The 12,371-nt window shown below is 72.9% G+C and carries 11 protein-coding genes; 5 read left to right on the forward strand and 6 right to left on the reverse strand.

Going from position 1 to position 12,371, the window contains the following annotated elements; all coding sequences use genetic code 11:
• Positions 1-72: 72 nt before the first annotated feature.
• The 5 genes from B9S64_RS07585 to B9S64_RS07605 all read right to left on the reverse strand — a co-directional run bounded on the left by B9S64_RS07585 (position 73) and on the right by B9S64_RS07605 (position 6,613).
• Positions 73-3,228 (reverse strand): efflux RND transporter permease subunit, encoded by a 3,156-nt coding sequence (locus B9S64_RS07585; RefSeq protein ID WP_103488981.1) that lies wholly within the window; start codon positions 3,226-3,228, stop codon positions 73-75.
• Between the two features lie 173 nt (positions 3,229-3,401).
• Entirely contained in the window at positions 3,402-4,097 is a 696-nt protein-coding gene (locus tag B9S64_RS07590; RefSeq protein WP_103488980.1) for a response regulator transcription factor, read from the reverse strand.
• Entirely contained in the window at positions 4,094-5,374 is a 1,281-nt protein-coding gene (locus B9S64_RS07595) for a sensor histidine kinase (RefSeq protein WP_109492217.1), read from the reverse strand. The genes B9S64_RS07590 and B9S64_RS07595 overlap by 4 nt, the downstream gene beginning before the upstream one ends.
• A 164-nt stretch (positions 5,375-5,538) precedes the next feature.
• A complete protein-coding gene (locus tag B9S64_RS07600) occupies positions 5,539-5,817 on the reverse strand; it encodes a hypothetical protein (RefSeq protein ID WP_103489822.1) in 279 nt (92 codons plus the stop codon).
• Positions 5,818-5,827: 10 nt separating this feature from the next.
• Positions 5,828-6,613, reverse strand: a complete 786-nt coding sequence (locus B9S64_RS07605; RefSeq protein ID WP_028440106.1) for a PspA/IM30 family protein — start codon at positions 6,611-6,613, stop codon at positions 5,828-5,830.
• A gap of 296 nt (positions 6,614-6,909) precedes the next feature.
• On the opposite strand from B9S64_RS07605, the gene B9S64_RS07610 reads away from it, so the two are divergent.
• From B9S64_RS07610 to B9S64_RS07620, 3 genes are all read left to right on the forward strand, one after another.
• Positions 6,910-7,509 carry a DUF3043 domain-containing protein gene (locus B9S64_RS07610; RefSeq protein ID WP_103489823.1) on the forward strand — a complete coding sequence of 200 codons (600 nt, stop codon included), beginning with the start codon at positions 6,910-6,912 and terminating at the stop codon, positions 7,507-7,509.
• A 71-nt stretch (positions 7,510-7,580) separates the two neighbouring features.
• A complete protein-coding gene (locus B9S64_RS07615) occupies positions 7,581-8,303 on the forward strand; it encodes a bifunctional 2-polyprenyl-6-hydroxyphenol methylase/3-demethylubiquinol 3-O-methyltransferase UbiG (RefSeq protein ID WP_103489824.1) in 723 nt (240 codons plus the stop codon).
• A 75-nt stretch (positions 8,304-8,378) separates the two neighbouring features.
• Positions 8,379-9,455: a S1C family serine protease gene (locus B9S64_RS07620; RefSeq protein ID WP_103489825.1), complete on the forward strand. Its 1,077-nt coding sequence runs from the start codon at positions 8,379-8,381 to the stop codon at positions 9,453-9,455.
• Positions 9,456-9,508: 53 nt separating this feature from the next.
• On the opposite strand, the gene B9S64_RS07625 is transcribed toward B9S64_RS07620, so the two are convergent.
• Positions 9,509-9,712 carry a hypothetical protein gene (locus B9S64_RS07625; protein WP_028440102.1) on the reverse strand — a complete coding sequence of 68 codons (204 nt, stop codon included), beginning with the start codon at positions 9,710-9,712 and terminating at the stop codon, positions 9,509-9,511.
• Between the two features lie 141 nt (positions 9,713-9,853).
• Here B9S64_RS07625 and B9S64_RS07630 point away from each other — a divergent pair, with 141 nt between their 5' ends.
• Entirely contained in the window at positions 9,854-11,056 is a 1,203-nt protein-coding gene (locus B9S64_RS07630; protein ID WP_103489826.1) for a bifunctional adenosylcobinamide kinase/adenosylcobinamide-phosphate guanylyltransferase, read from the forward strand.
• Positions 11,057-11,171: 115 nt separating this feature from the next.
• Positions 11,172-12,302: a nicotinate-nucleotide--dimethylbenzimidazole phosphoribosyltransferase gene (gene cobT / locus B9S64_RS07635; RefSeq protein ID WP_103489827.1), complete on the forward strand. Its 1,131-nt coding sequence runs from the start codon at positions 11,172-11,174 to the stop codon at positions 12,300-12,302.
• Positions 12,303-12,371 lie beyond the last annotated feature (69 nt).

Below are 12,371 nucleotides of genomic sequence, written 5' to 3' on the forward strand. Positions count from 1 at the left end.
GGGAACGGGAGAAGGTCCCCGACGCCGTGTGCGTGGCGTCGGGGACCTTCTCGCGTGGTACGGGCCGTCGCGTCAGGCCTTCGCGGGCTCCGGCTCGTCGGAGGCGGCGTCCTGGGCCGCGTCCGGGCCGGCGTCGCCGGACTTCGCCGCCCGCTTGGCCGCCTTCTTCCCGGCGCGGCGCTCCTTGCGGAGTTCGACCACCGCGTAGAGCGTCGGCACCAGGAGCAGGGTCAGCAGCGTCGAGGTGATCAGACCGCCGATCACCACGACCGCCAGCGGCTGCGAGATGAAGCCGCCCTCGCCGGTGACGCCGAGCGCCATCGGCAGCAGCGCGAAGATCGTCGCCAGGGCCGTCATCAGGATCGGGCGCAGACGGTGGCGTCCGCCCTCGATCACCGCTTCCACGACGCCCATGCCCCGCGCCCTGTACTGGTTGATCAGGTCGATCAGCACGATCGCGTTGGTCACCACGATGCCGATCAGCATCAGCATGCCGATCATCGCCGGAACGCCCATCGGGGTGCCGGTGACGACGAGGAGGCCCAGGGCGCCCGTCGCGGCGAACGGGATGGAGACCAGCAGGATCAGCGGCTGGATCAGCGACCGGAAGGTCGCCACCAGCAGCATGAACACGATCGCGATGGCCGCCAGCATGGCGAGGCCCAGCTTGGCGAAGGCGTCGTCCTGGTCCTGGGTGACGCCGCCGATGGTCGCGGTGGCGCCTTCCGGGAGGTCCAGGGCGTCGAGCTTCTTCTGGAGCGAGGCGCTGACCGCGCCGGTGTTGTCACCGGTCGGCTTGGCGGTGATCGTGGCCGCGCGCTGGCCGTCGATCCGGGTCATGGAGACCGGGCCGGGCACCAGCTTCACGTCGGCGATCTGGCCGAGCTTCACCGGGCCCAGCGGCAGGGCCTTCAGCTCCGCCATGGTGGCGGCCGGGTGGGAGGAGCGGATGACGACGTCACGCTCGGTGTCGTCCATGACCGCCTTGCCGGACGGTGTGCCGCGCACCGCGCCGCCGACGACCATGCCGAGGGTGGCCTGGTCGAAGCCCGCGTCCGCGGCCTTGTCGTTGGCCTTGACGGAGATCCGCGGGACGCTCTGCGCCAGGTCGCTCTGGACGTCGGTGACGTCCTTGATCGTGGCGACCTCGGTGCGCACCAGCTCGGACGCCTTCTCCAGGACGTCTCCCTCGGAGGCCTTGACGACCACGCTGAGGTCCTGGCTGCCGAAGCCGTCGCCCGCGGCGATCGTCGTCTCGCCGATGCCGTCGAGCTTGGCGAGGGCCTCCGAGATCCGCTTCTCGGTGGCGTCGTACTCGGCGGAGTCCTTGAGGGTGATCTGGTACGAGGCCTGGTTGGCCCCCGTACCGCCGCCGAAGGCCGCCATGAAGCCGGACGAGCCGACGGTGACCTGGTAGTCCTCGATGCCCTTCTCGTCGGTGAGGACCTTCTCGACCTTCTTCGCGGCCGCGTCGGCCGCCTCCAGGCTGGTGCCGGGGGTCAGCTCCTGCTTGAGGGAGAGGACCTCCTGCTCGCCCGTGTCGAAGAAGTTCGTCTTCAGCAGCGGGGCCATGCCGAACGTGCCGAGCAGGACCACCAGGGCGATGACGACGCTGGTGACGCGGCGCCGGGTCGCGAAGCGCAGCACCGGGACGTAGATCCGCTGGAGCCGGCTCGCGGCCTCCTTCTCCTCGGCCTGGCGGCGGGCCTCCTCCGGGTTCTCCGCGGTGCCCTCGGGGGACCGGAGGAACCAGTACGAGAGGACCGGGATGACCGTGAGGGAGACCAGCAGGGAGGCCAGCAGGGCCGCCGTGACGGTGAGGGAGAACGAGCCGAAGAGCTGGCCGACCATGCCGCCGACCAGACCGATGGGCAGGAAGACCGCGACGGTGGTGAGCGTGGACGAGGTGACGGCTCCCGCCACCTCCTTGACGGCGGTGATGATCGCCGTCTGGCGCTCCTCCCCGTAGCCCAGGTGCCGCTTGATGTTCTCCAGGACCACGATCGAGTCGTCCACGACACGGCCGATCGCGATGGTCAGCGCGCCGAGGGTGAGCATGTTCAGCGACAGGTCGCGGGTCCAGAGCACCAGCAGCGCGAGGACCACGGAGAGCGGGATGGAGACCGCGGTGACCAGGGTGGAGCGGATCGACGCCAGGAAGACCAGGATGACGACGACCGCGAAGACCAGCCCGAGGGCGCCTTCGGTGGTCAGGCCGGAGATGGCCTTGGAGACCGCCGGGCCCTGGTCCGAGACGACCGTCAGTTCCGCGCCGGCGCCGAGGTCCTTGCGCAGGTCCGGCAGGAGGTCCTGGACGGCGTCCGAGATGGCGACGGCGCTGCCGTCCTTGTCCATGGTCGCCATGACGGCGAGGCTCGGCTTGCCGTTCGTCCGGGTGATGGAGACCGCGGTGGCGGGCTCCTGCTTCACGGTGGCGATGTCACCGACCCGGACCGGCTTCGCGGGCGTGCCGTCGCCGGTGCCCTTCGGGGCGACCTTGAGGTCCTCGATCTCCTTCAGCGAGGTGAAGGCTCCGCCGACCTGGATGGTGCGGCTCTTGCCCGCCTCGGAGAAGGAACCCGCCGGGACGGTGGCGCCGCCGGACTGGAGGGCCTGGGACAGCGAGGCGACGTCCAGTCCGGCCGCGGCGAGCTTCTTGTCGTCCGGGACGACGGAGATCTGGAGTTCCTGGACGCCGTCGACCGAGACCTGCCCGACGCCGTCGATGTCCTGGAGCGCGGGGACGACCGTGCGGTCGAGCTGGTCGGCCAGCGCCTGCTGGTCCTTGTCGGAGGTGACGGCGAGCACCACGGTCGGGATGTCGTCGGTCGATCCGGCGATGACCTGGGGATCGACGTCCGTGGGCAGTTGGGCCCGCGCCCGGTTCACCGCCTGCTGGATGTCGGCGACGAGCTGCTTGGTGCCCTCGTCGCCGAAGTCGAAGGTCGCCATCAGGACGGCGTTGCCCTCGCTGGCGGTCGAGGTGATGCCCTCGACGCCGTCGACGGCCTTGATGGCGTTCTCCAGCGGTTCGACGACCTGCTTCTCGACCACATCGGGGGACGCACCCTGGTAGGGGGCCAGCACCGACACCATCGGCAGCTCGATGGTGGGCAGCAGCTGCTGCTTGAGCTGCGGGATCGCTATCGCTCCGAACACGAGCGCGACGATCGAGATCAGCCCGATCAGCGCCCGCTGGGCAAGGCTGAATCTGGACAGCCAGGACATGGGTGGGTCTCTCTTCTGTGGCGTACGCGGCAGGTGGGCGGCTGCTCGAAGGTCCGGGGGACACAGCGCGCCCACCTATACGATGACGGCTCCCGAGGGCGCGGACGTCGCCCCTCGGGCTGCTTTCTCACCCCGGGCATACCGCAGCTGGAGTACGCCCGGTCTCCTCCCTGTCAGTCCGCCCGGGGACGGACAAGGCCCGATTCGTAGGCAATGACCACCAATTGGGCCCGGTCACGCGCCCCGAGTTTCGCCATCGCCCGGTTCACATGGGTCTTGACGGTGAGCGGGCTGACGGCCAGCCGTTCGGCGATCTGGTCGTTGGAGTGCCCGCCCGCGACCAGGACGAGCACCTCCCGCTCGCGCCCGGTGAGGGCGGCGAGCAGTTCGGAGTACGCGGCGGCCTCGCCCGGGTCCCGGCCGGGCCCGCCCGCCTGCGCCAGGAACGTGGCGATGAGCCCCTTGGTCGCCACCGGGGAGAGCAGCGCCTCACCCGCCGCGGCGATCCGGATGGCGTTCAGCAGCTCGTCGGGTTCCGCGCCCTTGCCGAGGAAGCCGGCCGCGCCCGCGCGGAGCGACTGCACGACGTACTCGTCCACCTCGAACGTGGTCAGCATGACGATCCGCACGCCGGACAGCTCCGGGTCTGCGCTGATCGCCCGGGTGGCGGTGAGCCCGTCGGTGCCCGGCATCCGGATGTCCATCAGGACCACGTCGGCCCGGGTGGACCGGGCCAGCTCCACGGCCTCGGCGCCGTCCGCCGCCTCCCCGACGACCAGCATGTCGGGCTCCGAGTCGACGAGCACCCGGAAGGCACTGCGCAGCAGTGCCTGGTCGTCGGCGAGCAGCACCCTGATCGGTGTTGTCATCCGTGTCCCCCCGTCCCGTCCGCCGTGTGCGGCGCCTCCGCCTCGTCCGCGCGGGACGTGAGGGGCAGGATCGCATGCACGCGGAACCCGCCGCCGTACCGGGGGCCCGCGGTGAGGGTTCCGCCGAGCGCGGCGACGCGTTCGCGCATGCCGACCAGCCCGTGGCCGCCGCCGTCGGCGCGCCGGGCGCCGGGGACGGTCGCGGCGGGCACCGTGCCGGCGCCGTCGTCGATCACGGTGACCTCCGCGGTCGCCCCGACCCGGATGACGCTCACCTCGGCCCTCGCTCCCGCGCCGGCGTGCTTGCGGACGTTGGTCAGGGCCTCCTGGACGACCCGGTAGGCGGTCAGGTCGACGGCCGACGGCAGCGGGCCGTCGCGGTCGGCGCAGGCCACCTCGACGGGGAGCCCGGCGTTGCGGAAGGTCCCGACCAGGTCACCGAGGACGGCGAGTCCGGGGGCGGGTTCGGTGGGGGCCGCCGGGTCGCCGGACTGGCGCAGCAGTCCCACGGTGGACCTGAGTTCGTCGAGCGCGGAGCGGCTGGCCGCGCGTACGTGGGCCAGCGCCTCCTTGGCCTGGTCGGGGCGTCTGTCCATGACGTGGGCGGCGACCCCGGCCTGGACGTTGACCAGGGCGATGTGGTGGGCGACGACGTCGTGCAGGTCGCGGGCGATCCGCAGGCGCTCCTCGGCGACCCGGCGGCGGGCCTCCTCCTCACGGGTCCGCTCCGCGCGCTCGGCGCGTTCCCTGATCGCGTCGACGAACGCGCGCCGGCTGCGGACGGCGTCCCCGGCGGCGCACGCCAGTCCGGTCCAGGCGAGTACGCCGACGTTCTCCTGGCTGTACCAGGGGGTGGATCCGGCCACCATGGCGGCCACGGTCAGCACGAGCGCGGTCAGCAGGCCGACCCGCCAGGTGGTGGGGCGGTCGGTGCGGGCGGCCACGGTGAACAGGGCGACGACCGTGCTGATCACCACGGGGGCGGGCGGGTCGGCCAGCACCAGCCCGGCCGCGGCGAGCACCCCGGTCGCGGCGAGCACCCCCATGGGCCGGTGGCGGCGCTGCACGAGGGCGGCGGCGGCGAGCACCATCAGCAGCACGCCGCCGGGGGCGGGGGCGCGCACCCCGAAGGTGGGCCCGTGGCCGGTGCTGGGTTCGGTGAAGGACGCGCAGACCATGCAGGCCAGCACGGCGGCGGCGAGGGCTCCGTCGAACGCCAGGGGATGGCCGCGCAGCCAGCGTCGCCCGCGCGCGAGCCCGCTTCCGAGGGTGGTCACGTCGAGCAACGGTACGGCGTGCCGTGGCATGAGCGCTCCGATACGGCCACGGCGGCTCCCGGGACGCCGACGGCCGTGCCCCGGACCGGTGGGGACGACGACCGTGCCCCGCGCCGGTGGAGGACCGGGCGGGGCACGGGGGGAGTGCGGTCGGAGGCGTCCGCTCAGCCGGGGATCAGCCCGTCGTCGGTGAGCATGGCGCGGACCTCTTCGAGGGTGGCGTCGGGGGCCGGCAGGATCAGCTCCGACGGCTCCAGGGAGTCGTCGGCCAGTGGAGTGCCGAGCTCACGCACCTTGTCCAGGAGTGCGTGGAGCGTGGACCGGAAGCCGGGCCCGTCGCCGTTCTCCATCTCGGTGAGCAGGTCGTCGTCGAGCTTGTTCAGCTCCGGGACGTGACTGTCGGCCAGCTTGACCTGGCCCTCCCCCATGACCCGTACGATCATGACGCCGCCCTCACTGCTTGTCGAACTTGTGCGGGGACTGCTCCTGCGACTGCGGCGCCGCGTCCTGCGCGCCGCCCTCGATGGCCTGCTGCCGGTCGGAGGGTCCTCCGGCCAGCTCGGCCTTCATGCGCTGCAGTTCCAGTTCTACATCGGAACCGCCCGAGATCCGGTCCAGCTCGGCCGCGATGTCGTCCTTGGCGGTCCCCGACTGGTCGTCGAGGGCACCGGAGGCGAGCAGCTCGTCGATGGCTCCGGCACGCGCCTGGAGCTGCTGGGTCTTGTCCTCGGCCCGCTGGATCGCCAGACCGACGTCGCCCATCTCCTCGGAGATGCCGGAGAAGGCCTCCCCGATCCGGGTCTGCGCCTGGGCGGCGGTGTAGGTGGCCTTGATGGTCTCCTTCTTGGTGCGGAAGGCGTCGACCTTGGCCTGGAGCCGCTGGGCCGCGAGGGTGAGCTTCTCCTCCTCGCCCTGCAAGGTCTGGTGCTGCGTCTCCAGGTCGGTGACCTGCTGCTGGAGGGCGGCGCGCCGGGACAGCGCCTCGCGGGCCAGGTCCTCGCGGCCGAGCGCGAGCGCCTTGCGGCCCTGGTCCTCCAGCTTGGACGACTGACCCTGCAGCTGGTTGAGCTGCAGCTCCAGCCGCTTGCGCGAGGTCGCCACATCGGCGACGCCGCGGCGCACCTTCTGAAGCAGCTCCAGCTGCTTCTGGTACGAGTAATCGAGGGTCTCGCGCGGATCCTCGGCCCGGTCAAGGGCCTTGTTTGCCTTCGCGCGGAAGATCATCCCCATACGCTTCATGACACCGCTCATGGGCTTCGCGCGCCCCCTTCTGACGGACTGAGCTCCAGCACTCCAACAGGACCCACAGTACGGGTCCTGCCTCTATTACCGCACTGTTCGGTGCCGGATGTGGTCCTACCCAAGGACGACTGCCCGTGGAGAGGGCTCCCGCCCAGGGAGTAGACGAACACCGGGGGAAGCGCGGGTGACGTCCGTTCTGCCCCTGTCGGCACACTTATCAGGACGTGGTCCGTTGCCGGATCGTTCCCGCCCGGTCCCCGGTCGCCCGCACCGACCCCGTACCCTTGGGCCTTGTGTTCCGTAGCCGTTCCAAGGAAGAGAAGGCCCCCACCGGCAAGGTGACGGCGGACCTCTCCAAGCAGCCCCGCGACCCGCAGGCCCCCAAGGGTCGCCCCACCCCCAAGCGAAGTGAGGCCCAGACACAGCGACGGCGGGCCTCCAGCGGTGCTCCGCTGGACCGCAAGGCCGCCGCCAAGCGCCAGCGCGAGGCACGCCGGGCCGACCTGGCCCGCCAGCGTGAGGCGCTCGCCTCGGGCGACGAGCGCTATCTGCCCGCGCGCGACAAGGGTCCCGTGCGGCGCTTCGTCCGCGACTTCGTGGACTCGCGTTTCTGCATCGCGGAGTACTTCCTTCCGCTCGCGGTGATCATCCTGGTGCTCAGCGTGATCCAGGTCCGCAACATCCAGAACATCTCGCTGCTGCTCTGGCTCGGCGTGATCGTGCTGATCGTGGTGGACTCCATCGGCCTCGGCTTCCGGCTCAAGCGGCAGCTGAAGCAGCGCTTCCCGGACCAGCCCAAGCGCGGAGCGGTGGCGTACGGCCTGATGCGTACGCTCCAGATGCGCCGGCTGCGGCTGCCGAAGCCGCAGGTCAAGCGCGGGGAACGCCCCTGAGTACGGAGACCTCCGGCTTCACCGGGGCCTCCTCCCGGTGGCTGGAGGGACTCGGCGGGCTCAGCAACGTCGTGCGCCAGGAGCTGGTCGGACGGCAGCTGGACGAGCAGATAGCCGCCCGCTTCCCGGTGGGGCGGCGGCTGCGGGTGCTCGACGTCGGGATGGGCCAGGGCACCCAGGCGCTGCGGATGGCACGGGCCGGGCACTCGGTGACCGGCCTGGAGTCGGACGACGCGATGCTCCAGGTCGCCCGGGACGCCCTCACGGGCGAGCCCGAGGGCATCCGGGAGCGGATGCGGATCATCCAGGGCGACGGGCGCGACACCGGGGTGCACTTCCTGCCCGGCAGCTTCGACGTGGTGCTCTGCCACGGCGTGCTGATGTACGTCTCCGAGCCGGACCCCATGCTGGCCGGCCTGGCACGGATGCTGGCCCCGGGCGGTCTGCTCTCGCTGCTCGTGCGGAACGCGGACGCGCTCGCGATGCGGCCCGGGACGGCGGGTGACTTCGCGGGGGCCCTGGCGGCGTTCGACTCGGACACCTGCACCAACCGGCTCGGCCTCCGGACACGGGCGGACCGGCTGGACACGCTGACGGCCACACTGGCCGGGATCGCCGCCCCGCTGCACACCTGGTACGGCGTACGCGTCTTCACGGACAACGCCGACAACGAGGCGCCGCTGCCAAAGGACAGGGAGCTGGAGCGGGTGCTGACCCTGGAGGACCGGGCCGGCCGCACCGACCCGTACCGCCGGGTGGCCGCCCTGCTGCACCTGTTCGGGGTACGCGGCTGACGCCCTGGAGGACCGTACGTCTGATCGGCCCAGCAGCGCGGGCAGCGGGCCGCGGCCGCCGCCGATACTCCGGCCATGAACTCATCGCCCTCCCGCCCGCGGGTACGCCGCTCCCTCCTGACCCTGACCGCCGGTGCCTGCGTCCTCGCCCTGGCGGGCGGCTGCGCGGGCGGCGCGGACACCCCTTCCTCGGGTGCCCCGGTGCGCGAGGCCGCGGCGGTCGCCGCGACGGACGGTCTCCAGGAGCAGTACCAGTCGGTCATCAAGAACGTGCTGCCCTCGGTCGTGCAGATCAGCGCCTCGAACAGCCTCGGCTCCGGCATCGTCTACGACGACAAGGGCCACATCGTCACGAACGCCCACGTGGTGGGTGACGAGAAGTCCTTCGACGTCAGCGCCGCCACGGGCGAGAAGGACCTCAAGGCGTCCCTGGTCTCCTCCTACCCGGAGCAGGACCTCGCGGTCATCAAGCTCGACCAGGTCCCCGACGGGCTGCGGCCCGCGAAGTTCGGCGACGCCGACAAGGTCGAGGTGGGCCAGATCGTGCTGGCCATGGGCTCGCCGCTCGGCCTGTCCAGCAGCGTCACCCAGGGCATCGTCTCGGCGCTCGGCCGCACGGTCAGTGAGAGCCGCTCGGGCGGCGGCACGGGGGCGACGCTCGCCGACATGGTGCAGACGTCCGCGGCGATCAACCCGGGCAACAGCGGCGGGGCGCTGGTGAACCTGGACAGCCAGGTGATCGGCATCCCGACCCTCGCGGCGACCGATCCGCAGCTCGGTGACAGCGCGGCCCCGGGGATCGGGTTCGCGATCCCGGTCTCCATGGTGCGTACGGTCGCCGACCAGATCATCGAGCACGGCCGGGTCACCGACTCGGGCCGCGCGGGGCTCAACATCACGGGGCGCACGGTCGTGGACGCCGACTACCGTCCGGCCGGGGTGGCGATCGTGAGCGTGAAGAAGGGCGGGGCGGCCCAGAAGGCGGGGCTGCGCGCCGGGGACATCATCACCCGGATCGGTGACACCGCCGTCATGACCATCACGTCCCTCTCGGAGGCCCTGGCGGGTGACAAGCCGGGCGAGAAGGTGACGGTGACGTACACCCGGGGCGGTACGAAGAAGTCGGCCGAGGTGACGCTGGGCGAGGTCTGAGACCGGCGGGACCGTCCGTCGGGCGGTCCCGCCGGGGTGGCCGAGGGCTGCCCTCAGGCTCCCTGGAGGCTCATCGGGCCGTAGATCTTCGCCCCGTCCTCGAAGAGCGTCACCTGGTCCGCGCCGCCTTCCAGGAGTTCCTTCCAGAACTCACCGATCCAGGACTCCGCGTCCCCCTGGGTGGTGAATTCCTCCGGCTGAAGGGCCGGCTCCGTCTCCGTACCGTCGGACTTCTCGAACCGCCACGTCCACGCCATGTCCGCCTCCTGGGTCGTATCGCTGTGCGAAGCCTAGTGGGTGGGGTCCGGCCGGGTCCCGGAGCCGCGGTTCCCGCGCGGTGACCCGGGTGTCCGGTCCCGGGCGCGCAGGCGGGGCGCGGACGCGGGAGGATCAGGACCGTGGAACTGACTCTGCTCGGCACCGGAGCCCCCGAAGGGCTGCCGCGCCCCGACTGCCCCTGCGCCGTCTGCGCGTCGGCCCGCGGCACCGGCGCGCGGGCCGCGACGGCGCTGCTCGTCGACGACGCGCTGCTGCTCGACCTCACCCCGGGTGCCCTGTTCGCCGCCGCCCGCGCGGGCCGCTCCGTCACCGCCGTACGCCAGGTGCTGCTCACCCACCCGCACGACGGCCCGGCCATGGAACTGCCCGCCTCGCTGCCCCCGGCCGGGCGGGTGCCGGACGGCCAGGAACTGACGCTGATCAGCGGACACCGGATCCGGGCGGTGGCGATGGACGCCCCGGGTACCGGGTACGAGGTGACGTCACCGGCGGGCGAGCGGCTGCTCTACCTGCCGCCGGGCGGTGCCCCGGCCGGGCTGGCCGACCGGGCCGCCGACCCTTACGACATGGTCGTCTGCGATGTGGTCGGACGGCCCGACGCCGTGGCCCGGCTGCGGGCCGTGGGCGCGGTCACGGCGGCGACGGAGGTGATCGCCGTGCATCTGGACCATGACGCGCCCCCCGGAGACCAGTTGGACCTGCGGCTGGCGGCGGGCGGGGCGCGGGCGGTGCCGGACGGCACGACGCTGCCGGTGGGTGAGTACCGGGCGGTGCCCGAGATGCCCCGGCGCACGCTGGTGACGGGCGGGGCGCGCTCCGGGAAGTCGCTGGAGGCGGAACGGCGCCTGGAGACGTTCCCGGAGGTGGTGTACGTGGCCACCGGCGGCCGGCGCGAGGGCGACGCGGAGTGGGCGGCGCGGATCGGGCTGCACCGGGAGCGTCGGCCCGCGGTGTGGCGGACCGAGGAGACGTGCGAGCTGGTGGAGTTGCTGGAGGCGGACGGGCCGCCGCTGCTGATCGACTGCCTGTCGCTGTGGCTGACGGACGCGATGGACCGGTCGGACGCCTGGGACGAGGCGCTGTGGGCGGGAGGCGGCCGCGACCGGCTGCGGGCCCGGGTCGCCGGTCTGGTCGGGGCGGTGCGCGGGACGCGCCGTACCGTCGTCGCGGTGACCAACGAGACCGGCTCGGGCGTGGTGCCGGCCACGCCGTCCGGGCGGCGCTTCCGCGACGAACTGGGCCGCCTCAACGCCGCGTTCGCCGCCGAGTGCGAGCAGGTGCTGCTGGTGGTGGCGGGGCTGCCGGTGGTGCTGCGGGGCTGATCCGGGGGCGGTACGAGGGCCCGGGGGCGGGGGAAGGCCGCCGGGTACTGTTTCCGCACAGGAGCCCGCCGCCGGGCTCCGGCCCACCCTGTGACGACCCGCGAGGCAGACCCCCGTGAATCTGGACGACTTCTCCGACCTGATCGAACGCCCCGACGGAGGCGTGCGCCGTGATGCCGAGGAACGCCGGGAACGGCTCCTCGTGCCCCCGGGTTCCCTGGGCCGCCTGGACGAGCTGGGCGAATGGCTGTCCGCCGCCCAGCAGTCGGTGCCGGTCAAGCCGGTCGACCGGCCCCGGGTGGTGTTGTTCGCCGGTGACCACGGGGTGGCGGAGCTGGACGTGTCCGGCCGGGCGGCCGGCGGCGCGCACGAGCTGGTGCGGGCGGTCCTGGACGGTTCGAGCCCGGTCGCGGTGCTGGCCCGCCGGTTCTCCGTACCGGTGCGGGTCGTCGACGCCGGGCTGGACTGCGACCCGGAGCTGCTGCCCGAGGCGGTCGTACGCCACCGGGTGCGGCGCGGCAGCGGCCGCATCGACGTCGAGGACGCGCTGACGGCCGAGGAGGCCGAGCAGGCGGTGCGGCTGGGGATGCGGATCGCCGACGAGGAGGCCGACTCCGGCACCGATCTGGTGGTCCTCGGCGATCTCAGTGTCGGCGGGACGACGGCGGCCTCGACGCTGATCGCCGCGCTGTGCGGGACGGACGCCTCCGTGGTCACCGGGCGCGGCGGCGCGGGCATCGACGACCTGGCCTGGATGCGCAAGTGCGCGGCGATCCGGGACGCGCTGCGCCGGGCCCGGCCGGTGCTCGGGGACCAGGTGGAGCTGCTGGCCGCGGTCGGCGGCGCGGACCTGGCGGCGATGACCGGTTTCCTGCTCCAGAGCGCGGTGCGGCGGATGCCGGTGGTGCTGGACGGGGTGGTCTCGGCGGCCTGCGCGCTGGTGGCCCAGCGGGCGGCGTTCCGGGCGCCGGACTGGTGGCTGGCGGGCCAGGTGAGCGGTGAGCCCGCGCAGGCGAAGGCGCTGGACCGGATGGCGCTGACCCCGCTGCTGGACCACGGCCTGACGGTCGGTGAGGGGAGCGGGGCGCTGCTGGCGCTGCCGCTCGTCCAGGCCGCGGCGGCGCTGGCGGCGGAGCTTCCGGAGCGCGCCGGGGAGACGGAGGACGTGGAGGGCGGGGAGGCCGGGGACGCGGCCGGACCGGGTGAAGCGGCGGAGGACGCGGCGGAGGCCGGGTCCACCGCCTGAGCCGAGCCTGCCGGGGCGGCTTGGGGAGAGCCGCCGGAGCCCTGAGGGCCACCCGCGGAGAGCCACCCG

Origin of the sequence: Streptomyces sp. SM18, from assembly GCF_002910775.2 — a bacterium.
Lineage (GTDB): Bacteria > Actinomycetota > Actinomycetes > Streptomycetales > Streptomycetaceae > Streptomyces > Streptomyces halstedii.